The organism is Nocardioides iriomotensis, assembly GCF_004168035.1.
Classification (GTDB): Bacteria; Actinomycetota; Actinomycetes; order Propionibacteriales; family Nocardioidaceae; genus Nocardioides_B; species Nocardioides_B iriomotensis.
Genome location: NZ_SDPU01000029.1, coordinates 1 through 26,351, shown reverse-complemented (window position 1 = coordinate 26,351; position 26,351 = coordinate 1). Strand labels below are relative to the sequence as shown.

Annotated in this window: 17 protein-coding genes; 11 read left to right on the top strand and 6 right to left on the bottom strand. The window is 71.0% G+C overall.

Annotated features, from left to right (window positions below; translation table 11 throughout):
• The first annotated feature begins 392 nt into the window (after positions 1-392).
• The 6 genes from ETU37_RS23300 to ETU37_RS16610 all read left to right on the top strand — a co-directional run bounded on the left by ETU37_RS23300 (position 393) and on the right by ETU37_RS16610 (position 12,538).
• Positions 393-5,903, top strand: coding sequence for a SpaA isopeptide-forming pilin-related protein (locus tag ETU37_RS23300; RefSeq protein WP_165372568.1), 5,511 nt, complete (start codon positions 393-395; stop codon positions 5,901-5,903).
• 263 nt (positions 5,904-6,166) lie between these two features.
• Positions 6,167-7,987, top strand: a complete 1,821-nt coding sequence (locus ETU37_RS16630; RefSeq protein ID WP_338068619.1) for an ABC transporter ATP-binding protein — start codon at positions 6,167-6,169, stop codon at positions 7,985-7,987.
• Positions 7,984-9,849, top strand: a complete 1,866-nt coding sequence (locus tag ETU37_RS16625; RefSeq protein ID WP_129988478.1) for an ABC transporter ATP-binding protein — start codon at positions 7,984-7,986, stop codon at positions 9,847-9,849. Before ETU37_RS16630 ends, ETU37_RS16625 begins: the two co-directional genes overlap by 4 nt.
• Before the next feature lie 45 nt (positions 9,850-9,894).
• Positions 9,895-10,431, top strand: coding sequence for a hypothetical protein (locus ETU37_RS16620; RefSeq protein ID WP_129988477.1), 537 nt, complete (start codon positions 9,895-9,897; stop codon positions 10,429-10,431).
• 117 nt (positions 10,432-10,548) lie between these two features.
• Positions 10,549-11,121, top strand: a complete 573-nt coding sequence (locus tag ETU37_RS16615; RefSeq protein WP_129988476.1) for a DUF2231 domain-containing protein — start codon at positions 10,549-10,551, stop codon at positions 11,119-11,121.
• A gap of 145 nt (positions 11,122-11,266) precedes the next feature.
• Entirely contained in the window at positions 11,267-12,538 is a 1,272-nt protein-coding gene (locus ETU37_RS16610) for a TolB family protein (protein WP_129988475.1), read from the top strand.
• 67 nt (positions 12,539-12,605) lie between these two features.
• Here ETU37_RS16610 and ETU37_RS16605 read toward each other — a convergent pair whose 3' ends face one another.
• The 3 genes from ETU37_RS16605 to ETU37_RS16595 are packed head-to-tail and all read right to left on the bottom strand — an operon-like array spanning position 12,606 to position 15,987.
• Positions 12,606-14,453, bottom strand: coding sequence for an alpha-amylase family glycosyl hydrolase (locus ETU37_RS16605; RefSeq protein WP_129988474.1), 1,848 nt, complete (start codon positions 14,451-14,453; stop codon positions 12,606-12,608).
• Between the two features lie 9 nt (positions 14,454-14,462).
• Entirely contained in the window at positions 14,463-14,939 is a 477-nt protein-coding gene (locus ETU37_RS16600; protein ID WP_129988473.1) for an SRPBCC family protein, read from the bottom strand.
• 55 nt (positions 14,940-14,994) lie between these two features.
• On the bottom strand, positions 14,995-15,987 hold the full coding sequence (locus ETU37_RS16595; RefSeq protein WP_129988472.1) for an EamA family transporter: 993 nt from the start codon (positions 15,985-15,987) through the stop codon (positions 14,995-14,997).
• A gap of 280 nt (positions 15,988-16,267) precedes the next feature.
• Here ETU37_RS16595 and pdhA point away from each other — a divergent pair, with 280 nt between their 5' ends.
• The 5 genes from pdhA (at position 16,268) to ETU37_RS16570 (ending at position 22,058) form a co-directional block, all read left to right on the top strand.
• A complete protein-coding gene (gene pdhA, locus ETU37_RS16590) occupies positions 16,268-17,461 on the top strand; it encodes a pyruvate dehydrogenase (acetyl-transferring) E1 component subunit alpha (RefSeq protein ID WP_129988471.1) in 1,194 nt (397 codons plus the stop codon).
• A complete protein-coding gene (locus ETU37_RS16585; RefSeq protein ID WP_129988470.1) occupies positions 17,458-18,444 on the top strand; it encodes an alpha-ketoacid dehydrogenase subunit beta in 987 nt (328 codons plus the stop codon). Before pdhA ends, ETU37_RS16585 begins: the two co-directional genes overlap by 4 nt.
• Before the next feature lie 20 nt (positions 18,445-18,464).
• The gene (locus tag ETU37_RS16580; RefSeq protein ID WP_129988469.1) at positions 18,465-19,955 is read left to right on the top strand and encodes a dihydrolipoamide acetyltransferase family protein; all 1,491 of its coding nucleotides are present in this window, start codon (positions 18,465-18,467) and stop codon (positions 19,953-19,955) included.
• 124 nt (positions 19,956-20,079) lie between these two features.
• The gene (locus tag ETU37_RS16575) at positions 20,080-20,730 is read left to right on the top strand and encodes a GntR family transcriptional regulator (protein ID WP_129988468.1); all 651 of its coding nucleotides are present in this window, start codon (positions 20,080-20,082) and stop codon (positions 20,728-20,730) included.
• Positions 20,727-22,058 carry an MFS transporter gene (locus ETU37_RS16570; protein WP_129988467.1) on the top strand — a complete coding sequence of 444 codons (1,332 nt, stop codon included), beginning with the start codon at positions 20,727-20,729 and terminating at the stop codon, positions 22,056-22,058. The genes ETU37_RS16575 and ETU37_RS16570 overlap by 4 nt, the downstream gene beginning before the upstream one ends.
• Here ETU37_RS16570 and ETU37_RS16565 read toward each other — a convergent pair.
• The 3 genes from ETU37_RS16565 to ETU37_RS16555 all read right to left on the bottom strand — a co-directional run.
• A complete protein-coding gene (locus ETU37_RS16565) occupies positions 22,028-23,533 on the bottom strand; it encodes a carboxyl transferase domain-containing protein (protein WP_129988466.1) in 1,506 nt (501 codons plus the stop codon). The genes ETU37_RS16570 and ETU37_RS16565 overlap by 31 nt on opposite strands.
• Positions 23,534-23,558: 25 nt before the next feature.
• The gene (locus ETU37_RS16560; RefSeq protein ID WP_129988465.1) at positions 23,559-25,682 is read right to left on the bottom strand and encodes a M14 family zinc carboxypeptidase; all 2,124 of its coding nucleotides are present in this window, start codon (positions 25,680-25,682) and stop codon (positions 23,559-23,561) included.
• A gap of 328 nt (positions 25,683-26,010) precedes the next feature.
• On the bottom strand, positions 26,011-26,351 hold a 341-nt coding region (locus tag ETU37_RS16555; RefSeq protein WP_206053994.1), incomplete at its 5' end, for a CoA transferase.

Genomic DNA, 26,351 nt, shown 5'->3' with positions numbered 1-26,351 from the left:
CCACCCGGTCGGACCATCAAGAAGTCCGATCAAGCAACCGAAAGGATGAAGTTTCGGCTAGATCGGGACATAGGTCTTTTCTCGGTCTAATCGGCGGGTCGAGACTCAAGCGTCCGGAAGTGATGGGGGCATCACGACCGGACAGCGCTGGAACATCACGACGTTGCGCCGATGGGGGGCGGGCGTCTCGTCGACCGGGATCGCCGGCCGGCAACCGCATCGCCACCTTGGGGGGCCTAGGTGGCCGTGGCGCCGTGCGCACACCTGCGCGCACGGCGTGGACGGTGCCGCCCTCCCGGTGGCTGACCGAACTGATCCTTGGGGGGATCGTGGCCAGTCAGCCTTCTCGCCGCTCGCGTCCGAACGCGCGGCCTTCTCTCTTCTCGATCGCCGTGCGCGTGGTGCTGTCCGCGGCGCTCGCGCTGCTGACGCTCCCCCTCCTGGGGATCTCGGCCGCCTACGCAGCGCCCACCGGGATCGACACCGACGGCAACCAGGACGGCATCGCGACCGACTGGCAGGGCCTGAAGGTCGGTGACGCGCACTTCGTCCTCATCGAGGACGAGATCAGCACCGACCCGGCCGACAACGACGGCTTCGGTCCGGGTAACAGCGAGAACGACTACGACGGCGAGGGCCAGGAGAAGGGCTGGTCGGTCGGCGACAACGTGGCGTCCGGCAAGTCCGACGTCGGCAACGTGCTGATCTACGACTACCGGCAGAACGGCGACCTCATGCTCGCACTCGGCTGGGACCGCGGCAGCGGCACCGGCACGCAGAACTACTGGATCGAGCTGAACCAGAAGGCGCAGACGTCCGCTATGCCCGTCCGCACCGTGGGTGACCTCCGGATCAACCTGGACATCAACGGCAGCGACTCCCAGGAGTGCCAGCAGGCCCAGCTGTGGGACGGCAGCAAGTGGGGCGCGCTCCTCCCGTGCGACCAGTTCACACAGTTCGGCGTCAACACCGCCCCGATCGACGACTACTTCGGCTCCCCCTACCTGTCGAACGGCAAGATCCCGGCCAACCAGTTCTTCGAGCTGGTCATCAACCTGACCGACCTCGGCGCCACCTCCTGCCCCGTGAGCGGCTTCAGCACCTTCAACATGCGCACCCAGGAGGGCAACGAGAACGGCGACACCAGCCGGCTCAAGGACCTCGTCCAGGGGCCCGTGAACATCCCGTCCGACTGCGGCACGATCAAGATCGTCAAGCTGGACGCGGCGACGGGCCAGCCGGTCACGGTGCCGGGCGCGAAGTTCGAGATCGACCCGAACCCGACGGCCGGATCGCAGGACGCGACGCCCAAGACGGTCACCGACAACGACGCGAACGTGACCGCCGGCGAGCTCGCTGACGCCGACCCCGCGGTCGGCAAGATCACCGTCACCAACGTGAAGCCCGGCGTCAGCTACAAGGTCACCGAGCTCGCGGCGCCCGAGGGCTACTTCCTGCCCGCGCCGTGCGTGACCGACGCCGAGGACGCCGACCGGTGCACCAAGAAGACGCTGGCCACCGGCGAGACGGTCACCTTCACCTTCAGCGACAAGCGCAAGTACGACAAGCCCGAGGTCGTGAAGACGGCCGTGGCGACGTACGACGCCCGCTACACCTGGGAGATCGACAAGGCCGTCCGCAACCCCGGTGGCAGCTACGGCGCCTCGGCGACGCAGAACGTCCCCCAGGGCACCGGCGCCACCTTCCAGTACGGCGTGACCGTCACGGAGAAGGAGAAGATCAAGTCCGGCTGGGAGGTGCACGGCACCGTCTCGGTGAAGAACCCGAACAGCCTGCCGATGACCGTCACCCTGTCCGACGTGCTGAGCGACGGCACGGTCTGCAGCTTCCCGAACGTCACCGACGTCTCGGGTGCTGCCGCCGGCCTCCAGGTGAGCCTGGCGGCCAGCAAGACCACCGACTTCGGCTACACCTGCGCGCCGGCGGCGGCGAACCCGGCCGACGGCACCAACACGGCGAAGGTCGAGTGGAGCCTGGCGGACTACCCGCAGACCCAGGAGCAGGCGAGCTCCTCGAACCCGGGGACCGACAAGGCCCAGGGCACCGCGGACTACGCCTACAAGGTCGACACGGAGACCGACAAGACGGTCACCATCACCGACAACCAGCACACCTTCGACCCGGCGTGGGTGAACACCTGGGGTGAGGGTGCGAGCCCGGAGACCCGGACGTACGAGAAGACCTTCACCGGCACCCCGGGCACCTGCACGCGTTACGACAACACGGCCACGATCACCGAGACGGGTCAGAACGACTCGGCCCAGGCCAACGTCTGCGTGGGCAAGGACCTGACGGTCAGCAAGAACAAGATCGCGAGCCTGACCCGCAACTACGCCTTCAACATCGACAAGAGGGCCACGGACACCACGCTCGACGTCGACCCGAAGACCGGCAAGGCGACCGCGAACTACACGGTCACCGTCACCGACGGCGCGGCCACCGACAGCAGGTGGCTGATGCAGGGCTCGATCACCGTGTCCAACCCGAACGACTGGCAGGACGTCACGCTGACGGGCATCAAGGACGAGTACAACAACGACTCCGTGTCCTGCATGGTCGACACCACCGGGGGGCTCACGATCCCGAAGAGCGGCAGCAAGACGTTCGACTACCTCTGCACCTTCGCGACCAAGCCGAGCTACACCGGCACCAACGTCGCCTGGGTGACCTGGGACCAGGCGGCCGCCTCGACGCCGACCGGCACCGCCAGCGGCGACGCCGGCGTGGTCGAGTCCGACTGGACGGTCAGCGAGGTCGGCAAGACCGTGAACATCGTCGACGACAAGACGGTCCCGGGCGCCAGCCACGCGCTGGGTTCGGTCACGTGGCAGGCCCAGGGCACCACGCACACGTTCACCTACGCGCTCGAGCTGCAGGGGCAGCCCGGCCAGTGCGTGAGCTACACCAACACCGCCACGATCGTGGAGACCAAGCAGCTCGCGAAGGAGACGGTCGAGGTCTGCGCGCCACTCGGTGTCAGCGTCGAGAAGACCGCCTCCGGCACCTACGACCGCACCTACACGTGGCTGATCGACAAGCAGGTCGACAAGACCCACGTCGACATCGACGGTGGTGACTACACCTTCAACTACACGGTCACGGCGACACCGGACAGCTACACCGACAGCGGCTGGACGATGGGCGGCACGATCACGGCCAAGAACCCCAACACGTTCAAGACCATGACCGTCGACCTCACCGACGTGCCGAGCGTGGGCGGCGGCGCAGTCTGCAGCGTGACCAACGGTGACGACGTCCTCATCGGCCAGGCGACGCTCGTGAACGGCCAGGTCGTGCCGGCGTCGGCCAGCCGCCCGTACACCTGCACCTTCGGCTCGGCGCCGCTCTACCAGGGCGGCACCAACACCGCCGTCGCGACCTGGGACGGCGGGTCCGCCTCCTCGGTCCCGACCGCGGTGCCGTTCAGCCTGGCGAAGGAGACCAACAAGACGATCACCGTCAAGGACGACAAGACCGTCCCTGGTGCGAGCAACGTCCTCGGCACCGCCACGTGGGGCGCGCCGAAGTCGTTCGAGTACTCCCTGACCAAGACCGGTGTCGCCGGCCAGTGCACGACCTACGACAACACGGCGACGATCGTCGAGACCGGGCAGACCGACACCGCCTCGGCCACCCTTTGCGTGCAGAAGGCGCTCACGGTGACCAAGACCGTCGACGCGACCTACGAGCGCACCTACCTGTGGTCGATCACGAAGCAGGCCGACAAGACCTCCTTCGAGATCGCCGAGGGCGGGTCCGCGACCGCGCACTACACGGTCACGGTCGACCCGGGCTCGTACGTCGACGGCGGCTGGGTGATGACCGGCACGATCGACGTGACGAACCCGAACGCCGCGGGCGTCGGCTCGATCACGGCCGACGTCACCGACACCAACACGGTCGGTGCGACCTGCACCGTGGCGTCCGGCGAGGACCTCACGATCGCCGCGGGCGAGACGAAGACGCTGAGCTACTCCTGCACCTTCCCGCAGGCCGGCCCGTCGTCCTACCAGGGCACCAACACCGCCACGGCCACGTGGACCGGTAGCGGTGGCACCCGGACGGCGGTCGGCACGGCGCCGATCACGTTCGCCCTCACGAAGAAGATCAACGACGTGGTCGACGTGACCGACCTGTTCGACGACGCCACCATCGCGGGCAGCGGTGAGGTCGAGGACCTGGGCACGGCCAACTGGTTCGACGGCGTGAAGACGTTCGAGTACGACCGGACGGTGAAGGGGATCGGCGGCACCTGCGTCGACCACGACAACACCGCGACGATCGTCCAGACCGAGCAGGCGGCCGACGAGACGGTCACCGTCTGCGCGGAGGACGCGTTGGAGCTCGACAAGACCGTCACGGCGACGTACGAGCGCACGTACCACTGGCGTCTGGACAAGGTCGCCAAGCAGCTCGACGACGTCGAGGTCACCGACGGCACCACGGGCACCTTCGACTACACGGTCGAGGTGACCCCGCAGCTGCCCGGCGAGGCCGGCCACGACGACCACGACTTCGCGATGTGGGGCACCATCACGGTGACCAACCCCAATGACTACGCGGACGGGTCGATCACGGCGGACATCACCGACGTGCCGTCGGTCGGCGGCGGGGCGGTCTGCACCGTCGAGGACGGCGAGGACGTCGAGATCGACGCGGGCGACTCCGTCACGCTCGACTACACCTGCACCTTCACCAGCCGGCCGAGCTACTCCGGCAGCAACGAGGCGAAGGCAAGCTGGACGGGTCCGACCGGCCAGGCGCGCACGGCGTCGTCCGACGACGAGGGCGTCACGTTCGCGCTGGTGAACGAGATCGACAAGGTCGTCAGCGTGTACGACGACAAGACGGTCCCGGGCAAGCGGGTCGAGCTGGGCGAGGCGACGTGGAACCCGAACGGCACGCCGACCCGGTTCACCTACCAGCTGCCGCTGACCGGCACCGCCGGGAAGTGCACGGACTTCACCAACACGGCCACCGTGCCGCTCGAGGGGAGCCCGGACCTGTCCGACGAGGCGACCGTGACGCTCTGCGTCGAGGATGACGCCGTCCTGGCGAACATCGTCAACGCCAGCTACGACCGCACCTACGACTGGTCGATCGCCAAGGCGGCCGGTGGCACGCGGTTCGACGTCGGCGACAACGGCACGGCCAGGGTCGACTACACGGTCAACGCGATCCCGGGTGCGTCGACAGACTCGGGCTGGACGATGTCCGGGGCGCTGACGATCTCGAACGGGAACGCCTACAAGCCGCTCACCGCCGGTGCCTCGACGCTGACCGACCTGGGCGGCGGCGCCGCCTGCTCGCTGACGCCCGGCCAGGACCTGGTCGTCCCGGCGTCGAGCAGCAGGACGTACACCTACAGCTGCGCCTTCACGGGCCAGCCGGCGTACACCGGCACCGGTACGACGACGGTGACCTGGGCCCAGGGATCGGTGGCGCTGACGTCGCCGGTGACCTTCGCCCTCGACCAGGAGACGAACAAGGTGGTCGACGTGGTCGACGACCAGACCGTCCCGGGTCAGGTCATCCCGCTCGGCCAGGCCACCTGGAACGCGGCCGGCACCCCGACGCCGTTCAGCTACTCGCTGGACCTCGCGGCGGACACCAACGAGTGCGTCGACCTCACCAACACGGCGAGCATCGTCCAGACCGGCGCGAACGCGACGGCCACGGTGACCGTCTGCGGCCCGCAGATCCTGCCCGAGGAGGACACCCGGCCCCGGCCCCGGCCGCGTCCGCCGGTGGTGGTGGCCGGTCTCCCGGAGACCGGTGGTCCGAGCGGGATGGTGCTCTGGTCCGGCGCGGGACTCGTCCTGCTCGGCGGCGCCCTGATGATCGCCCGCGGCCGCTGGTCGCGGAGGAAGCTCGGGTCCTGACCCGATCAGGAAGGGCGGGGGTGCGGTCCTGGGACCAGCGCCCCCGCCCGCCCCGGGCGGGCCCGCGGTGACGAGCCCCCAGCACCGCGGGCCTGCCTTGGTGTCGCCGCGGCCGGAGACCGGCCGCGGCGTTCGCCTGTCCGAAATCGACTTGGGCGACGTCAGGAGCACCGGGTAATCTGTGCCTTACAACCATGGCGCGTCCCGGGCCACCCATGCCAGGAGCGCGCCGCTGCGCCTGACGAGGGGATCCCGCCCAGCAGATGACCGATGCCGCGACGCCGTCCGGAGCCGACGCCCAGCCCGACACCCACCACCGTGACCACCCGCCCGCGAGCGTGCACTCCTTGTGGCGCCTGCGCGGCTACCTCCGCCCGCACCTCACCTCGCTGAGCATCATGCTCGGCACCGCGCTCGTCGGTGTCGGCCTGTCGATCGCGATCCCGCTCGTCACCAAGGCGATGATCGACGGCCCGATCACCGACAAGGACATCGAGCCGGTGCTGCCGCTCGGCCTGCTCGCGCTGGCGCTGGGCGTGGTCGAGGCGGTCCTGATCTTCTGGCGCCGCTGGGTGCAGTCCAACACGGTGCTCAACGTCGAGACCGCGATGCGGCACGACCTCTACGTCCGGCTCCAGCAGCTGCCGATGGCCTTCCACGGCCACTGGCAGTCCGGCCAGCTGCTCTCGCGCGTCACGACCGACCTCAGCGCGATCCGGCGGTTCTTCGGCTTCGGCATGCTGTTCCTGGTCATCAACGTCGTGCAGCTCGTCGTCGTGACCCTGGTGCTGCTCAAGATGTACTGGCCGCTCGGCCTCGTCGTGGCGCTCACCGCAGCCCCGATCATCGCGCTGTCCAACCGCTTCGAGCGCCGGTACGTCGTCATCTCCCGCCGCGTCCAGGACGAGCAGGGCGACCTCGCCACGCTCGCCGAGGAGGGCGCGGTCGGCATCCGGGTGATCCGGTCGTTCGGCCGCAGCGAGCACGTCTCGGGCCAGTACGAGCACGCCGCGCAGAAGCTCTACGGCACCTCGATGGACAAGGTCCGGCTCGCCGCGAAGTTCTGGACCTTCCTCGAGGTGATCCCCAACGTCGCGGTCGTCGTCGTGCTGCTCCTCGGGGCGTACGGCGTCGGCCAGGGCGACCTGACCCCGGGCACCCTGGTCGCCTTCATCACCCTGATGCTGTCGCTGGTCTGGCCGATCGCCGCGCTCGGCTACATCCTGGCGATGGCTCAGGAGGCGATGACCGCCGCCGCCCGCATCAACGAGATCTTCGACACGGTGCCCTCCATCGTCAGCGGTGAACGCGTCCTGGCGAAGCCGCGCGGCCACCTCCGGTTCGAGGGCGTCGGCTTCGCGTTCCCCGACGAGCCCGACCGGCCGGTTCTGCACGGCGTCGACCTCGACGTCGAGCCCGGCGAGACCGTGGCCGTCGTCGGTGCGACCGGCTCCGGCAAGACCACCCTGACCGCCCTCGTCCCGCGCCTGTACGACGTCACGGCCGGCCGGGTCACGATCGACGGGGTCGACGTCCGCGACCTCGAGCTCGCCGACCTGCGCTCGGTCGTGGCGACGGCGTTCGAGGAGCCCACGCTGTTCTCGATGTCCGCGCGCGAGAACCTCACGCTCGGCCGCGCCGACGCCACCGAGGAGGAGGTCCTCGAGGCGATCGAGGTCGCCCAGGCCGGCTTCGTGCACGACCTGCCGTGGGGCCTCGACACCCGCATCGGCGAGCAGGGCATGTCGCTCTCCGGCGGCCAGCGCCAGCGGCTCGCCCTGGCCCGCGCCGTGCTTGCCCGGCCCAAAGTGCTGGTCCTCGACGACACGCTCTCCGCGCTCGACGTGCACACCGAGAAGCTCGTCGAGGACGCGCTCCGCCACGTGCTGCGCGACGCCACCGGCATCGTGGTCGCGCACCGCGCCTCGACCGTGCTGCTCGCCGACAAGGTCGCGCTGCTCCAGGACGGCACCATCACCCACGTCGGACGGCACAGCGACCTGATGGCGACCGTCCCGGCCTACCGCGACCTGCTCGCGGCCGACGCCGATACCGACGCCGAGCTCGAGGAGGTGTCGGCATGACGGCCACGCAGGACACGTCGACCAGCCCGACCGACGAGCAGGACTGGCGCGGTGTCGCCGCCGACGGCCAGGACGTCGACGCGCGCGTCGGCGCGATGCTCCAGGCCCGCTCGCGCCGGCTGCTCGGCGAGCTGATCCGCCCACACAAGCGCTGGATCTGGGTGCTGGTCGCGATCGTGCTGGTCGAGAACGCCTCCCGGCTCTCGATCCCCTACCTCGTCAAGGAGGGCATCGACCGCGGCATCCCGCCGATCGCCGAGAACAACGACATCAGCGTGCTGCTCACGATCGTCGGCATCGCGTTCCTCGCGACGATCACGCAGGCCGTCACCCGGCGCACCTTCCTCGTGCTGTCCGGCCGCATCGGCCAGGACATGCTGTTCGAGATCCGCCGCCGCGTGTTCCGACACTTCCAGAAGCTGAGCCCGGCGTTCCACGACGAGTACACCTCCGGCCGCGTCATCAGCCGGCAGACCTCCGACGTCGACGCGATCTACGAGCTCCTCGAGACCGGCTTCGACGGCCTGGTCACCGCGATGCTGACGCTGGTCGGCACGGCGGCGCTGCTGCTCGTGCTCGACGTCAAGCTCGCCCTGGTGGCGCTGCTCTGCTTCCCGTTCCTGCTCTGGCTGACCAACTGGTTCCGCAAGGAGTCCGGCGCCGCCTACCGCGTGACCCGCGAGAAGGTCGCGCTGGTCATCGTGCACTTCGTCGAGTCGATGCTCGGCATCCGCGCGGTCCAGGCGTTCCGCCGCGAGCCGCGCAACACCGAGATCTTCGACGACGTCAACGAGCAGTACCGCGTCGCCAACCTGCGGGCCTTCCGCGCGGTCACGTGGTTCATGCCCGGCATCAAGCTGATCGGCAACATCACCATCGCGATCACGCTGCTCTACGGCGCCTACCTCGCCTTCCACGACGAGGTCACCGTCGGCGTGCTGGCGGCGTTCCTGCTCTACCTGCGGCAGTTCTTCGAGCCGATGCAGGAGATCTCGCAGTTCTACAACACCTTCCAGTCCGCGAGCGCGGCGCTCGAGAAGCTCTCGGGGGTGCTCGAGGAGGAGCCGTCGGTGCCCGAGCCGGCCCACCCGGTGCCGCTCGAGCACGTGCGCGGCGAGGTGCGGTTCGAGGACGTCCGCTTCGAGTACGTCGAGGGCGTGCCGGTGCTGCCCGGGATGGACCTCGTCGTACCGGCGGGCCAGACCCTCGCCCTCGTCGGCACGACCGGCGCCGGCAAGACCACGATCGCCAAGCTGCTCTCGCGGTTCTACGACCCCGTCGAGGGCCGGGTGCTGCTCGACGGGGTGAGCCTGCGCGACCTCGACGAGCCGACGCTGCGCCGCTCGGTCGTGATGGTGACCCAGGAGAACTACATGTTCAACGGGTCCGTCGCCGACAACATCCGGTTCGGCCGGCCCGAGGCGAGCCTGGAGGAGGTCGTGGCCGCGGCGAGGGCGATCGGCGCGCACGACTTCATCACCGAGCTGCCGCAGGGCTACGACACCGACGTCGCCAACAAGGGCGGCCGGCTGTCCGCGGGGCAGCGGCAGCTCGTGGCGTTCGCCCGGGCGTTCCTCGCCGACCCCGACGTGCTGATCCTCGACGAGGCGACCAGCTCGCTCGACGTACCCTCCGAGCGGCTCGTGCAGCGCGCCCTGCGCACGATCCTCGCCGACCGGACGGCGGTGATCATCGCCCACCGGCTCTCCACGGTGGAGATCGCCGACCGCGTGCTGGTGCTCGAGCACGGCCGGATCATGGAGGACGGCTCGCCGGAGGAGCTGATCGCGCTCGGCTCCAACAGCGGCGCCGGCGGCCGGTTCGCGGCGCTGCACGAGGCCTGGGTGGAGTCCCTCGCCTAGGGTGCCGCCCTTGGCGCCGGAAGCCGGACGGAGTAAGCCGGTGGTATGCGCTACGTGGAGCTGTTCCGGCACACCGACAACGACGGCGACGCGCTCACGCCGGAGGGGGTTGCGGCGGCCGAGGCGATCGGACGCGAGCGACTGAGCCCGCCGTACGCGCTGTTCGGCTCGACCGGCGCTCACCGGGCCACCCAGATGGTCGAGATCCTGCGGCGCGCCGCACGTCAGGAGGACGTACCGGTCACCGTCACGGCCGGGCTGCGCTCCTCGGTCGAGGATCGTTGGCGTGCCGCGGCGAAGGGTGCCGGCAAGGGCGCGACGGTGGAGCGGATGCGCGCAGTCGACGCGGACCTCGTCGAGAAGGAGTCCCTCCTCCTCGGCCGGGCGCTGCGGGCCGTCCTCGATGCGCTGCCCGACGGCGGTCGGGCCCTCGTCGTCGGACACAGCCCGACCAACGAGGCCGCCGTGCTCGGGCTGACCGGGGACGTCGTCGGGCCCCTGGGCAAGGGCGATGCCGTGCTCGTGACCGAGGACCGGGACGACGTCCAGGTCCGGCCGATGCCGAGCGTGGGGTCGCCCTGACGGCGGTGGCAGCACGCGTGCGGGCACCACGCCATTGACTTGCGCGTCCGTCGGGGAAACGCTGGGTCCGAGGGCGAGCGGGGAACGTCCTGGTCGCGCACCCTCGGAGGAGACGCGATGGACACGGTGGAACCGCCTCGAGTCGTCCGCTGGACGCTCGGGCTGGAGGACGCGACGTCGCTCGACGGTCCGGTCCGGGCCGTGGAGCCGCTGATCCAGGCCGTGTTCGGCAACGGTGCCCGGGGCGCGGTGCTGCGTGGCGAGTGGCTCGGTCACGCCGTCCACCCGGTGCTCACCGACGTCGTGCTCGGCACGTGGACCTCCGCCACCGTGCTCGACCTGGTGGGTGGCGCCGACTCGTCGGAATCGGCTCGCCGGCTCATCGGCACCGGTCTGCTGGTCGTCGGGCCGACGGCCTGGACCGGATGGGCCGAGTGGTCGAGGGTGGGGCCGCGCGACAAGCGCGTCGGCCTCGTGCACGCGGTCACCAACGCCGTCGCCATCGGCGTGTACACGGCGTCGTGGTTCGCCCGAAAGCGCGACCGGCACCGCACCGGGGCCCGGCTCGCCCTGGCCGGAGCGGCCGTCTCGGCCGTCGGCGCCTACCTGGGCGGCCACCTCACCGAGGCCCGCAACGTGGCGAGCCACCACCCGGCGTACGACGAACGGCCGACACCGGTCCAGGCCTGATCGTCACGTCGCCGCGCGCTGCACGAGGCACGCGTGGAGTCCCTCGCCTGAGCCGAGAAGTCGCCTCTGCGTTACCTTGGCGATTCGCGCCGTTTTCGGCCCGGCCCGTGATTCGATGCGGGCCTCTACGGGAGGAAACCACCACATGAACAAGCACACGATGAGGCCGCTCGTCGCCGTCGGCCTGACCCTCGGCGTCGTCGCGGTGACCGCCGCCACCACCGGGACCGCCACCGCGGCGGCCACCGTCGACCGCGTGTCGGTCGGCGCGGCCGGGGCGCAGGCCGACAACGTCAGCGGCGGGGGCATCCCGTCCGCCGACGGCCGCTACGTCGGGTTCACGTCGAACGCCACCACCCTGTCCCCGCAGGACGAGAACCTCGTGGCCGACGGCTACGTGCGCGACCGCGTGCTCGGCACCACCGAGCTGGTCACGGTCGGCACGGGCGGCAAGGCCAGCGGCGGGCTGGTCAACGACGTCTCCGCGGACGGCCGGTACGTCGTCTTCACGTCCTCGGCCAACGACCTGGTCGCCAACGACTTCAACGGGATGAGCGACGTGTTCATCCGCGACCGCGTCGCCGGCACGACCGAGATCGTGTCGGTGGCCTCCGACGAGTCCGCCGCCCAGCAGCGCAGCCTCGACGCCTCGGTGTCGAAGGACGGCCGCTTCGTGGCGTTCACGTCGTTCGCGGCTCTGGCCGACGAGGACAGCTCCTCGAGCAACCAGGACGTCTACGTCCGCGACCGCACCGCCGGCACCACCCAGCTGGTGACGATCACCCGCAAGGGCGGCGAGGGTGGCGGCAAGGACCCGAGCATCTCCGACAACGGGCAGTTCGTGTCGTTCACGGCGAAGAGCAAGGACTACGTCAAGGGCGACAAGAACAAGGCCCACGACGTCTTCGTCCGCGACCTGACCAAGAAGAAGACCGAGCGCGTCTCCGTCAGCAGCAAGGGCGAGGAGGCCGCCAAGCGCAGCTTCGAGTCGCAGATCGCCGGCTTCGGCCGGTACGTCGTCTTCACCTCCGCGGCGAAGAACCTCGCGAAGGGCGACACCGACAAGAAGGTCGACGTCTTCGTCCACGACCGCCGCAAGGACAAGACCGAGCTCGTCTCGGTGGACAGCGCCGAGCGCCAGGCCAAGGGCCCGGTGGTCACGCCGTCGATCTCCGCCGACGGCCGCTACGTCACGTTCCACGCCGGCGAGGACCTGCGCGCGGGCGGCAAGGTGACGGACTCGTTGTACCTGCGCGACCGCAACGCCGGCACGACCAAGCCGCTCAACAACCGCATCGCGACCGGTGGTTCGGTGATCTCGGGCAACGGCGCCGTCGTCGTCTTCGACGCGATCCGCGGCACCGTCGTCCCCGACGACACCAACAACCTGCGGGACGTCTTCGCCTACACCCGCTGACCGCGCTACCGACATCGGTAGTCCAACCGTGACCCCTGGGTCACTCCCCGGCTACCGATATCGGTAGTCAGCGCCGCCGGAGCCAGCGCACCTGGTACTCCGACAGCACGACCTGGCCCTCGGCGTCCTCGCCGGTGACCAGGTCGTGCACGGCGCCCCAGTGGGTCGGCAGCGTCGTGCCGACCGGGTGCGGCGACACGTTCGCGAGCACCAGCAGGTCGCCGCGCGCGCTGGACCGCAGCAGCGTGAACACCCGCGGGTCGCCGCTCCAGATCGCCTCCGCCGACGCCTGCGCGTGGAGCTCCGGGGTGTCCCGGCGCAGCGCGACGATCCGCTGCAGGTCCTGGTAGATCCGCGCCTCGATGGTCGCCGGGTCGTGCCGCCGCTCGGCCGCCGCCCAGTCCATCATCGGCCGGTGCAGCCAGCGGTTGTCGTCGGCGAGGTCCGGCTGCGCGGCGTACGACGGGTCGTTTCGCTGCCCGATCTCGTCGCCCATGTAGACGAGCGGGATGCCGCCGAAGGTCAGGATCAGGTGGTGGAGCAGCAGGATCCGGCGTACGGCGAGCGCCGCACCCGTGTCGTCGTCGCGCTCGAGCGCCTCCTCCAGGCCGGCCAGCGACGCGAGCGACCCGCTGATCCGCCGGTCGCCGGTCTGCGGGTTGGCCTGGAACACCGCGCCGCGGGCGAACGAGCCGGGGTAGGTGCCGGAGTAGAAGTCCGACAGGAACGACCGGTGGTCGAAGCCGCCGAGGCCGACCGCGCGGGCGTTCTCGTCGGTGACCGCCCAGCCGATGTCGTCGTGCAGCCGCGCGTAGGTCAGCCAGGCCGCTGTCGGTGGGATCGGCGGCATCGCCTGCAGGGTGTGGGTGAGGAGCGCGGCGTTCTGCTCGGCCAGCGCGCTCCAGAGGCTCACCATCAGCACGTTGTGGTACGCCAGCTCGCACTCCTTGCCGGCGCCCTCGCCCTGCCCGAGGTACCCGACCAGGTCGTCCGGCGCGACGATCGCCTCGGCCAGCAGGATCACGCCCGGCGCCACGATCCGGGACAGCGCCCGCCAGGCCTGGAGCAGCAGGTGCACCTCGGGCTGGTTCTGGCAGTTGGTGCCCAGCCGCTTCCACATGAACGCGACCGCGTCGAGCCGCAACACCTCGACGCCGAGGTTCGCGAGGTGGCAGATGACGCCGAACATCTCCACGAACACGTCGGGGTTCGTGTAGTCGAGGTCCCACTGGTAGTCGTTGAAGGTCGTCCAGACCCACCGCTCCATCTCCGGCACCCAGGTGAAGTTGCCGGGGGCGAAGTCCGGGAAGACCTCCGGCAGGGTCGCCTCCCACCGGTCGGGATCGGTGCGGTCGGGGTAGGTCCGGAAGTAGGCGAGGTACGCCGGGTCGCCGGCTCGCGCCTTCTCCGCCCACTCGTGCTCGCGGGCGGTGTGGTTGCAGACCAGGTCGAGCACGAGGCTCACGCCCTCACGGCGGAGCGCGGTCGCCACGTCGCGGAGGTCGTCGACGGTGCCGAGCCGCTCGTCGACGGCGCGGTAGTCCATCACGGCGTAGCCGCCGTCGTTGGGGCCCGGCCGCGGCTTGAGCAGCGGCATCAGGTGCAGGTAACTGATCCCGAGCTCGCGCAGGTAGCCGATCCGGGACGGCACGTCGGCGAGCTTGCCGGCGAACCGGTCGGTGTAGCAGACGTAGCCGAGCACGTCGGTGCGCTGGAACCAGTCCGGCGTCACCAGTCGCCGGTCGTCCAGCGCCCGCAGGTCGGCGTCGCGGGCCGTGTAGGCGTCGGTGACCTCGACCCGGAGCCGGTCCAGCAGGGCGTCGAAGTCGGGCCGCTCGCCGTACAGCGCCCGGAGGGGCCGGACCACGTCCGGCCAGAGCGCCGCGAACCGTGACTCGAGCGTCGCGTCGGTCATCCGCTCAACCTAGGGGAGAGCAGGTCCCGCCCGCGAGGCTCGCGCGTCGCACTCCGCCGCGTCCTTGAGCCGCACGAGCGTGCCCTCGATTCCCTTGCGGTTGCGGCCCGGGAAGCCGAGCACGGTGATGACGCCCGTCCACAGCGCGTTGTAGCGGGAGTAGTCGAACGTCTCGGTGACGCGCGTCCCGGTCCCGGACGGCTCGAGCTCGTAGCGCCAGCGGTGGCCGCCGAAGTGCCGCCACGCGATCCGGCGGTCGGGTTCGTACTCCACCACCGTGTTCGTGATCTTGTACGGCGCCCCGAACAGCTTCATGTTCACCGCGAACGTGTCGCCCTTGGTGACGTGGTCCGGCCCCTCGATGAGGCTCCGCACCGAGCCCGAGCCGTCGATGCGCGGGTGCTCGTGCGGGTTGGCGACGATCGCGAACACCACGTCCGGCGGTGCGTCGATCGTCGTGGTGGCCGAGACCTGCTTGTCGCTCATGGCCTGAAAGTTACCCGCCGGTCGGGCGAGCCAACCGCGGCGTCCGGGATCCCGGCTACGCGGGGTCCGGATCCGGCACCGGCTCGCCCGACGACGCGGTCGCGGCCTGCCGGGTGCGGCGTGGTCGCTCGGCGGTGATCACGAGCGCCACGGACGCGACCACGATGCCGCCGCCGAGCACCACGGCCGGGGTGACCGCCTCGGAGAGGATCAGCCAGCCCAGGAACACCGCGACGACCGGGTTGACGTAGGCGTAGGTGGCGACGAGCGAGATCGGGGCGTTGGCGAGCAGCCAGACGTACGACGTGAACGCGACCACCGAGCCGAACACGACGAGGTAGCCGAGGGCGAGCCAGGTGCGCGTGGAGTAGTCGCCGGTGAACCGCTCGCCGCTGAGCTGGCCGATCGTCATCAGGATCAGGCCGCCGGCGAGCATCTCGTAGACCGTGACGACGAAGACGTCCTTGGGGAGCGGCAGACGCGGCTGCACGTAGGAGCCGAACGCCCAGCACGAGGAGGCGAACAGCACCAGCAGCCCCGCACCCAGCGGGAACGCCTGCGCGCCGTTGCTGCCGATCAGCACGAGCAGCGCGAGGCCGCCGAAGCCGGTCAGCACGCCCAGGAGCGTCAGCCCGCGAGGCCGGTCGCCCTCGACGACCCGGAACACCACGATGATCAGCGGCGCGATCGCGATCAGCAGCGCGGTCACGCCGGAGGGCGCGCCCAGGCTCTCGCCGACCGCCACCATGCCGTTGCCGAGCACCGGCAGCATCAGGCCCAGGAAGGCGCAGCCGAGCAGCTGGCGGCGGGTCACCCGCAGCCGGCGGAGGCCGCCCTTGAGGGAGAGCAGTGCCCCGAGCAGCACAGCGGCCGTCGTGTAGCGCAGCCCCATGGACGTGAGCGGCGGGGCCTCCTCGACGACGATCCGGATGCCGAGGTAGGTCGAGCCCCACACGACGTACACGATCGCGAGCGCGCCGAAGACGAGCCCGACCGCGGGACCGACCCGGCTGTCGGCCGGACGTGTCTCGGATGCCTGCGCTGTCACTAGCAACTCCCTCCCTTGCCCCTGACAGGGTAGGGCCGGGCGCCGACAGGTGTCGCGCGAGTTCCGGCCGCGCGGACCTCGATTTCCTGCCACCCGGAGGGGACCGGTACCTTAGGCAGACGACCGACCGGTGTGGCACCGGTCACAGCGACGTCCAGCCGCTCGGCCGCACACCGCGCACCACCCCCGCGCCGGTGTCGCGGACCCCTGGCAGCGGGCCGTCAGCTCCACAGAGCCGGCAGCGGAGACCCCGTGACGCCGACGACACGAAGGAGTGCAGGTGAGCCATTCACACCCCGAGGCGCATGCCGACCTCGAGGCCGGTGAGTTCGGGCCAGACCTCGGCGAGGTCTTCGGCCCCCGCCAGGCCGACGGCGGCCCCGAGCTCGTCCAGCTGCTGACGCCCGAGGGCGAGCGCGTCGAGCACCCGGAGTTCTCGTTCGACCTCGACGACGAGGCGATCAAGGGCTTCTACCGCGACATGGTGCTGACCCGCCGCATCGACACCGAGGCCACCGCGCTCCAGCGCCACGGCGAGCTCGGCATCTGGGCCCAGCTCCTCGGCCAGGAGGCCGCGCAGATCGGCTCCGGCCGCGCGCTGCGCCCGCAGGACTACGTCTTCCCGACCTACCGCGAGCACGGCGTCGCCTACACGCGGGGCATCGACCCGCTGCGGCTGCTCGGCCTGTTCCGCGGCGTCGACCAGGGCGGCTGGGACCCCAACGAGGGCAACTTCGGCCTCTACACGATCGTGATCGGGGCGCAGACCCTGCACGGCACCGGCTACGCCATGGGCCTCCAGCGCGACGGCGTCGTCGGCACCGGCGACCCCGACCGCGACGCCGCGGTCGTCACCTACTTCGGCGACGGCGCCAGCAGCCAGGGCGACGTCAACGAGGCGTTCATCTTCGCCGCCTCCTACAACGCGCCCGTCGTGTTCTTCTGCCAGAACAACCAGTGGGCGATCTCCGAGCCGATCGAGCGGCAGACCCGCATCCCGCTCTACCAGCGCGCCCTCGGCTTCGGCTTCCCGGGCGTCCGCGTCGACGGCAACGACGTGCTCGCGACGTACGCCGTCTCCAAGGCCGCCCTGCAGCGCGCCCGGGAGGGCCAGGGCCCGACGTTCGTGGAGGCCTACACCTACCGCATGGGTGCGCACACCACGACCGACGACCCGACCCGCTACCGGCTGTCGGAGGACCTCGAGCACTGGAAGCTCAAGGACCCGATCCAGCGCGTGAAGGTCTACCTGACCCGCAACGGCCTGGCCGACCAGGACTTCTTCGACGAGATCGACGTCGAGGCCGAGAAGCTCGGCGAGCACCTCCGCGAGGGCTGCAAGGCGCTGCCCGAGCCGCGGATCCTCGACATCTTCGACTACGTGTACGCCGAGGGCAGCCCCGAGATCGACGCGCAGCGTGAGGGCTTCGCGGCGTACCTCGACTCCTTCGAGACGGCGGGAGGCCACCGATGAGCAAGATCACCCTGGCCAAGGGCCTCAACGCCGGCCTGCGCAAGGCCATGGAGGACGACCCGAAGGTCCTCGTCATGGGCGAGGACGTCGGCAAGCTCGGCGGCGTCTTCCGGATCACCGACGGCCTGCAGAAGGACTTCGGCGAGGACCGGGTCATCGACTCGCCGCTCGCCGAGTCCGGCATCCTCGGCACCGCCGTCGGCCTGGCCATGCGCGGCTACCGGCCGGTGTGCGAGATCCAGTTCGACGGGTTCGTCTACCCCGCCTACGACCAGATCGTCAGCCAGGTCGCGAAGATCCACTTCCGCAGCCAGGGCAAGGTCAAGATGCCCATCGTCATCCGGATCCCGTTCGGTGGCGGCATCGGCGCGGTCGAGCACCACTCCGAGAGCCCCGAGGCGCAGTTCGCGCACACCCCGGGCCTCAAGGTGGTCGCCTGCTCCAACCCGGTCGACGGCTACTGGATGATCCAGCAGGCCATCAAGTGCGACGACCCGGTCGTCTTCCTCGAGCCCAAGCGGCAGTACCACGCCGACAAGGCCGAGCTCGACGAGACGAGGACGCTCGCCGACGCCGACCCGCTGTTCAGCTCCCGCGTCGTGCGCGAGGGCACCGACCTGACGCTGCTGGCCTACGGCCCGATGGTGAAGACCTGCCTGGCGTCCGCCGAGGCCGCCGCCCAGGACGGCCAGAGCATCGAGGTCATCGACCTCCGCACGCTCTCGCCGCTCGACATGGGCCCGGTCCTGGCGTCGGTCCGCAAGACCGGCCGCGCGGTGGTCACCCACGAGGCGCACGTCAACCTCGGCATGGGCTCGGAGATCGCGGCCCGGATCACCGAGGAGTGCTTCTACAACCTCGAGGCGCCGGTGCTGCGCGTCGGCGGGTTCGACACGCCGTACCCGCCGAGCCGCATCGAGGAGGAGTGGCTTCCCGACCTCGACCGGGTGCTCGACGCCGTCGACCGCTCCCTCGCCTACTGACGTCCGGGAGGACACCACCCGTGAACGAGTACAAGCTGCCCGACGTTGGTGAGGGCCTGACCGAGGCCGAGATCGTGACCTGGAAGGTCAAGGTCGGCGACGTCATCAAGGTCAACGACATCGTCGTCGAGATCGAGACGGCCAAGTCGCTGGTCGAGCTGCCGTCGCCGTACGCCGGCACGATCCAGGCGCTGCTGGTCCCCGAGGGCGAGACCGTCCCGGTCGGCACGCCGATCATCCGGATCGGCGAGGGCGCGGCCCCGGCCGAGGAGCCGGCCGCCCCGGCGCCGGCCGAGCAGACCGAGTCCGACCCGTACCTCGGCATGGCCGAGAAGGCCGGCGCCAAGGCGGTGCCGACCGACATCGACATGTCCAACCCGGCCGCCACCGGTGGCGGCGAGAACCAGACCCTCGTCGGCTACGGCCCGCGGGAGGCCGCGGCCAAGCGGCGCCCCCGTCGTGGCGCCGCGAGCCCGGTGTCCGACGCCGGCGCCGCCGCGCAGCTCCAGCTGCAGGGCGCGTTCGCACCCGGCGGCGCGACTAGCGCCGACGTGGTCGAGGGTGACGAGGAGGCGGTCCCGGCCGTCGCCGCGAAGCACGACCCGGCCAACGACCGGCCCGGCGACGTGCGGGTGCTGGCCAAGCCGCCGGTGCGCAAGCTGGCCAAGGACCTCGGCGTCGACCTGCGGGCGCTGGTCCCGTCCGGGCCGGGCGGCACGATCACCCGCGACGACGTCCAGGCCGCGGCCAACCCCGATTCGTCCGCGTCGGCCCCGCGTGGGACGGACGCAGTTTCGCGGACGAATCGGGGTGAGCGGGAGACGCGCGAGCCGATCAAGGGCGTGCGCAAGATGATGGCGCAGGCGATGGTCGACTCGGCGTTCACGGCGCCGCACGTGACCGAGTGGATCACCGTCGACGCGACCCGCACGATGAAGCTCGTCGAGCGGCTCAAGGGCCACCGCGACTTCCGCGACGTCAAGGTCTCGCCGCTGCTCGTGCTGGCCAAGGCGGTGCTCCTGGCGGCCCGCCGTACCCCCGAGATCAACGCCACCTGGGACGACCGGGCCCAGGAGGTCGTGTTCAAGCACTACGTGAACCTCGGCATCGCGGCCGCCACGCCGCGCGGCCTCGTGGTGCCGAACGTCAAGGACGCCGACGCGATGTCGCTGCCCGAGCTCGGCCGCGCGATCAACGAGCTCACCAAGGTCGCCCGCGAGGGCAAGACCCAGCCGGCCGAGATGGCCGGGGGCACGTTCACGATCACCAACGTGGGCGTCTTCGGCGTCGACGCGGGCACGCCGATCATCAACCCCGGCGAGTCCGCGATCCTCTGCTTCGGCGCCGTCCGCAAGCAGCCGTGGGTGCACAACGGCAAGATCAAGGTCCGCGACATCACCACCCTCGCGCTGTCGTTCGACCACCGGCTCGTCGACGGCGAGAAGGGGTCGCGCTTCCTCGCCGACGTCGCCGCCGTCCTCGAGGACCCGGGCGCCGCCCTGCTGCTCTGAGGTGGTGCAGGGGTCCCTGGTTCACCAGGGACCCCTGCACTTCCAGGCCGGTGCAGCACCCGGGAAGTGCAGGACTTGCCCTGGAAGCATCAAGGCGAGAGCCGGTCCCTACGATGTATGCAACATGAGACCGTCCCTCCCGCCACCGGGCTCCGCCGCCGCCCGGGCGTACGACTACGCGAAGTGGGCGATCCTCAACGCCGTCTACTCCGCCGGCGACGTGATCACCGAGGGCGGGCTGGCCGCGGAGCTCGGGGTCAGCCGTACGCCGGTGCGCGAGGCGCTGCTCCGGCTCGAGGTCGAGGGCCTGGTCCAGCTGCGGCCGAAGAAGGGCGCCGTCGTCGCGACGTTCACGCTCGAGGACGTCGACGACGTGCTGGAGGCACGCACGCTCGTCGAGACCGGCACCGCGCACAAGTCGTTCGAGCGCCGTGCCGAGCTGCTGCCCGCGGTGGTCGAGGTGCACCAGGAGATGTGCCGGCGCCGCCACGAGCGCGACACGGCCGGGTTCACCGACGCCGACCGCCGCTTCCACGAGCTGATCGTCGACGCGGCCGGCAACAGCGTCATCTCGGGCGTCTACCGGATGCTCCGCGAGCGGCAGACGCTGTTCAGCAGCGCCATGGTGCGTGGCCGCACCGACCGGATGGACGGGGCCATCGCCGAGCACGAGCGGATCCTCGCGGTCCTGCGCGGTGACGACGCCGAGGCGTTCGCGCGGGTCGTCCGCGAGCACCTCGCGTGGTCGAGCGCGCTGGCCCGGGAGACGGAGTGAGCACCTCCGTCGACACCGCACCACCGGGCGGCCGGCGCGCCCTCGTCGTCTGGCTCACCGGCGTCTCGGTCTACTTCCTCGCGATCTTCCACCGGTCCTCGCTCGGCGTGGCCGGCATCGCCGCGGCCGAGCGGTTCGACATTTCCGCCTCGCAGCTCTCCACGTTCACCGTGCTCCAGCTGCTGGTGTACGCCGGCATGCAGGTGCCCGTCGGCGTCCTCATCGACCGGTACGGCCCGCAACGGCTGCTGTTCGTCGGCGCGGTGCTGATGACGGCGGCGCAGCTCGGGTTCGCGTTCACCGCGGTGTACGCCGGGGCCGTCGTCGCCCGTGTCTTCGTCGGCATCGGGGACGCCATGGTCTTCATCAGCGTGCTGCGCCTGGTCGCGTCGTGGTTCCCGCCGATGCGCAGCCCGGTGCTGACCGCCTGGACCGCGCTGCTGGGCCAGTGCGGCGCGCTGGTCGCGGCGATCCCGCTGGCACACTCGCTGGCCGTGTTCGGGTGGACCCCGACGTTCGCGGTCAGCGCGGCCGTCGGGCTCGTGCTCGGCGTGCTCGTCATCCTGCTCGTCCGCGACGTGCCGCCGGGGTTCCCGCCGTCCCGCTCGGTCAAGGCGGCGCGCGAGGTCGGTCGCGACCTCAAGCTGTCGTGGCGCGACCCCGGCACCCGGCTCGGGCTGTGGTCGCACTTCACCGCACAGTTCGGCGCCAACGTGCTCGGCCTGCTGTGGGGCTACCCCTTCTTCGTGCACAGCGAGCACACCGGCACGCCCGCCGCCGGCCTGCTGATGACGCTGCTCGTCGTGACGTTCATGGTCGGCGGTCCGCTCATCGGCGGCTTCATCGCCCGGCACCCGTGGCACCGCTCGACACTCGTCCTGTCGATCATCCTCGCGATGATGCTGAGCTGGGCCGCGGTGCTGCTGTACCCGGGCGACGCCCCGGTCTGGCTGCTCGGGATCATGGTGGTCACCACCGGCCTCGGCGGTCCCGGCTCGATGATCGGCTTCGACCTGGCGCGCACGTTCAACCCCGCGACGCGCCTGGGCTCGGCCACCGGGATCGTCAACGTGGGCGGGTTCGTCGCGTCGCTGCTGATGATGCTGGCGATCGGCCTGCTGCTCGACCTCCTCACGCCCGGCTCGGGGACGGAGTACCCGCCGTCGGCGTACAAGCAGGCCATGTCGGTCCAGTACGTCGGTTGGGTGCTCGGGCTGGTGCTGATCTGGCGCTACCGCCGGAGGGCGCGCGCCCACCTCGCCCGCACCCAGCCCGCCACCTACCGGGCGATGACCGGTCAGGACGACGCGGCGCCCAGCGAGCGGTAGCGCTGCTCGCGCCGGGCGAGCAGCTCGGCGCGGTCGGTGTTGAGCAGCGTGGCCAGCTCGTAGCGCAGCACGTCGCCGAGCCGGCGGCAGAACTCCTCCGGCTCGTCCGCCGCGTCCGGCCGCTCGGCGACGATCCGGTCGACGACGCCGGACTCGCGCAGGTCGAGGGACCGAACCCGCTGGGCCCGCGCCATGTCGGGCGCGTGGTCGAGGTCGCGGTGCACGATCGCGCTGGCGCCCTCGGGCGGGAGCGGCGACAGCCACGCGTGCTGGGCGGCCACCACCCGGTCGGCCGGCAGCAGCGCCAGCGCGCCGCCGCCCGTACCCTCGCCGAGCAGCAGGCACAGCGTCGGCGCCTTGAGCGTGACCAGGTCGGCGAGGCAGCGCGCGATCTCGCCGGCCAGCCCGCCCTCCTCGGCCTCGACGGAGAGCGCCGCCCCGGGGGTGTCGATCACGGTCATCAGCGGCAGCCCGAGCTCGGCCGCCAGCCGCATCCCGCGTCGGGCTTCGCGCAGCGCGCCGGGCCCGAGCGGGTGTGCCTCGGTCTGGCCGCGCCGGTCCTGGCCGAGGAACACGCACGGCGAGCCGCCGAAGCGCGCGAGCGCGATGAGCAGCCCGGGGTCGGCCTCCCCCTGGCCGGTGCCGTTCAGCGGGATCACGTCGGTGGCGGCGTACCGCAGCAGCCGGCGCACCCCCGGCCGGTCCGGCCGGCGGGAGATCGTCACCGACTCCCAGGTCTCCACGTCCTCGATCTCGTCGAGCGGCGGGTCGGCGGGGTCGGCGGCGACGTCGTGGGTGGCGAGCAGCACCGTCAGCGCGCGGTCGAGGATGTCGGCGATCTCGTCGGGCGGCACGACGGCGTCGACGAGGCCGTGGGCGTAGAGGTTCTCGGAGGTCTGCACGTCGTCGGGGAACGCCCTGCCGTACAGCGCCTCGTAGACCCGAGGCCCGAGGAAGCCCACGAGCGCGCCCGGTTCGGCGACGGTCACGTGCCCGAGCGAGCCCCACGACGCCATCACGCCGCCGGTGGTCGGGTGCCGCAGGTAGACGAGGTACGGCAGGCCGGCGGACTTGTGCGCCGCGATCGCCTGGCTGATCTTCACCATCTGGACGAACGCGACGGTGCCCTCCTGCATCCGGGTCCCGCCGGACACCGGAGCCGCGAGCAGCGGCAGTCCCTCACGGGTCGCCCGCTCGATGGCCGCCACCAACCGGTCGGCCGACGCCACGCCGATCGACCCGGCCAGGAACCGGAACTCGCACGCCACCACCGCGACTCGCCGGCCGCGCATCAGGCCCTCGCCGGTGATCACCGACTCGTCGAGGCCGGTCTTCTCCCGGGCGGCCGCGAGCTCTTCGGCGTACTCCTCGGACAGGTCGCCGTACGCCGGCGGGGTGTCCCACGACGACCACGAGCCGTCGTCGAGGACCAGGTCGATGAGGGCGGTCGCGGACAGCCGGACGGGGGCGCTCATGGCCCCCATCCGACCACGTCCGGGGTCAGCGCACCGAGCGCCACCGGCTTGCGCACTGGCTGAGGTCGACCTTGACCTGCTGCCCGCGGTCCACGATCACCGGGACCGTCTGCAGCGCCTGGCCGTTCTTCTCGCAGGTCAGCGTCCACGCCTCGATCAATCCCGGGACCTCGGTCGAGTCGACGACCGTCGAGTCGAAGAGCGTCGCGGTGAGGTCGTACGACGGCGCGACCGACGCGTAGTTGATCACCCGCAGCACGTAGGTGCCCGGCGTCGGCGCGGCGACCTCCGCCGACTCCTTCTCGCCGGGAGCGTTGCCGGACGACGCGACCTCGGTCAGCGACCCGTCGGCGTTCTTCCGGTAGACCTCCAGGTCGAGGTCGTCCGGGGTCGGCCAGTCCAGGTCCACCTTCAGCAGGTCGAGCCCGGTCTCGGTGACGGTGAACTCGTGGTCGACCTCGTCGCCGACGGTGGTGGCGCCGCCGGTGAAGGTCTGCGAGCGGACCGGCTGGTCCTCGGTGATCTCGACCAGCTTGGCCTGCACGACCGGGCGGGTGGACTGGTTGACGTGCCAGGTGTACTTCCCGTTGGTGCCGACCTTCATCGTCGAGTCGAGCGTGTCCTGGAACGAGCCGGACCAGGTCGGCGACGCGAACTGCTTGCGCAGCCGCAGCGTCGCGCCGGCCGGCGCCTTGCCGGTGATCACCGAGTGCGTCGCGGTGTTCACGGTGTTCTCCAGCGCGACCAGGTAGGCCTCGCGATTGCCCTTGCCGGCGTACGCCCCGGCGCCGAGGTACTCGTCGACGACCTCCGGGTACGGCGGGTGGAACTCGTTGGGCCCGATCTCGAACGTGTAGCCGTAGCCGCCGGTGGCGTTGTAGGACCAGTCCTCGGTCGTGCCGGTGGTGTCGTAGAGCTCCCAGCCGTGGATGTTGGCGTAGCCGTTGGCCGCGGCCATCTCGGCGCCGAGCGCCTTCAGGCCCTCCTCGTCCGGCGCGTCGCCCACGGGGAGTCCGTCGTGCCCGATGGTGTCCGGGTGCACGCCGTTGGGCCGCAGCACCAGGTTGGAGAAGGTGTGGTTCGAGATCAGTGTGGTGACCTGACGGCCGCTGACCAGCTCGCGGACGTTCTGGATCTCGGGCTCGGAGAACGGACCGGCGCCGCGGTACGTCGGGTCGGCGAACACGTCCGACGCGCCCGGGCCGCCCCAGAAGCCGCCGTAGTTGCGGTTGAGGTCGACGCCGACGCCGTAGCCGCCGGGGCTCGTCGCGCTCCCGACCCGGCAGGTGCCGTCGGGGGTGTCCTGGCCGTCGACGACGCGGCAGTTCTTTCGCTTGTAGGTGTTGCCCGGCGTGACGAGGACGGAGGTGGTGCCGCCCAGCGGGTCGCTCGGGTTGAGGTCGCGCAGGTCGATGAGCGCGCCGTCGGTGCGGGACAGCTCGAAGCCGTCGACGTTCACCACCGGGACGACGACCACGCGAGACTTGTCGAGCAGCCCGGTGATCCGGGCGTCGGTGCCGTAGCCCTTGACCAGGTCGTAGGCGAACTCCATCGCCAGCTCACCGGAGGGCCACTCGCGCGCGTGGTGCACACCGAGCAGCACGAACGTGGGTCGGCCGTCCTCGGCGGCGCGCACGTCGCGGCCGATCTCGATGCCGTAGACGGTGCGTCCGTCGAGCGACGGGTGCGGCAGCGCGAACCGCTTGGCGATCGCCGGCCGGATCGTGGCCAGCTGCTGCATGTCGTTGTTGTAGTCGGCGAGCGTGCGGTAGGTGTCGCGGCCGGAGGGCAGCGGTGACGACGTCGTCGCGGCGGCGTACGCCTTGTTGGCGGCGTTGACCTCGGCCTCGCGGCGGACCAGGTCGGGGATCCGGACGTCGTAGGTCAGCCCGGCGGCGCGCAGCGCGTCGGCGTCGCCGAGACCGTGCAGCACCACCTCGACGTAGTCCTGTCCGGCGTGCTCGGTGAGGTCGAGACCGAGCGACTGGAGCAGGCGCTTGTCCGCCCGGGTCGGGGTGTCGACGGTGACCAGCTGCGGGGCGAACAGCGTGTCGCCCGCCTCCGCGCTGCCGGCGGTGACCGCGGGGAGCAGCCCCAGTGCCAGCAGGGACGTGGTGGCGGCGGCGAGGGCGGCGCGTCGGCGGACCATGGGCTCTCCCAGTTCGAAGGCGCGCGGATGCGCGGATGCGGAGGTGTTCCCATAACGAGCCGTATCGGTCGGAGTCACGCCGTAAAGGACCAGCTGGCCTGGACCGCGCGTCCGCCCTCCGGACGCGGCCGTGCCCCGACCCGCTGGGACAGGGCCGGGGCACGGGGGTCCGGGGTCCGGTGGTTCCGGGTGGCTCCGCTGGGTGCCGGCAGTGCGCTACGGAGCCGAGATCGAGGTACTGGTGACTACCTTCCCATCCCAGCGCATGATCACTCCTCCTCGCGAGACCAATTTCCCGGGAAGTGGACAGGTACGTCGCGTGGTCCGGTCAGGCGTCCGGATCCGGTTGGGCGAGCCAGGCCCGCACCGACGCGTCGTGCTCGCCGAGGCGCGGTGGTGGCAGGTGCGTCTCGCGGGCGCCGGCGTAGGCGTTGTCGTCGAACCGGAGAGCCGGCCCCGGCAGCTCGACCGCGCCCAGCGTGGGGTGGTCGACCTCGACGACCAGGCCCTGCGAGCGGGTCTGGTCCCAGGCGTACACGTCGTCGAGCGTGCGTACCTTGCCGGCCGGGATGCCGAGCTCGGCGAGCCGACCGAGCCAGGTCTCCGCACCCTCGGCGGCGAGCGCGCCCTCGAGCGTCGCGATCAGCTCGTCACGGTGCCCGACCCGCT

Coding starts and splice junctions, on each gene's coding strand:
- ETU37_RS16630 (WP_338068619.1), top strand. CDS start 6,167: ATGACCGATGCCGCGACGCCGTCCGGAGCCGACGCCCAGCCCGACACC.
- ETU37_RS16625 (WP_129988478.1), top strand. CDS start 7,984: ATGACGGCCACGCAGGACACGTCGACCAGCCCGACCGACGAGCAGGAC.
- ETU37_RS16620 (WP_129988477.1), top strand. CDS start 9,895: ATGCGCTACGTGGAGCTGTTCCGGCACACCGACAACGACGGCGACGCG.
- ETU37_RS16615 (WP_129988476.1), top strand. CDS start 10,549: ATGGACACGGTGGAACCGCCTCGAGTCGTCCGCTGGACGCTCGGGCTG.
- ETU37_RS16610 (WP_129988475.1), top strand. CDS start 11,267: ATGAACAAGCACACGATGAGGCCGCTCGTCGCCGTCGGCCTGACCCTC.
- ETU37_RS16605 (WP_129988474.1), bottom strand. CDS start 14,453: ATGACCGACGCGACGCTCGAGTCACGGTTCGCGGCGCTCTGGCCGGAC.
- ETU37_RS16600 (WP_129988473.1), bottom strand. CDS start 14,939: ATGAGCGACAAGCAGGTCTCGGCCACCACGACGATCGACGCACCGCCG.
- ETU37_RS16585 (WP_129988470.1), top strand. CDS start 17,458: ATGAGCAAGATCACCCTGGCCAAGGGCCTCAACGCCGGCCTGCGCAAG.
- ETU37_RS16575 (WP_129988468.1), top strand. CDS start 20,080: ATGAGACCGTCCCTCCCGCCACCGGGCTCCGCCGCCGCCCGGGCGTAC.
- ETU37_RS16565 (WP_129988466.1), bottom strand. CDS start 23,533: ATGAGCGCCCCCGTCCGGCTGTCCGCGACCGCCCTCATCGACCTGGTC.
- ETU37_RS16560 (WP_129988465.1), bottom strand. CDS start 25,682: ATGGTCCGCCGACGCGCCGCCCTCGCCGCCGCCACCACGTCCCTGCTG.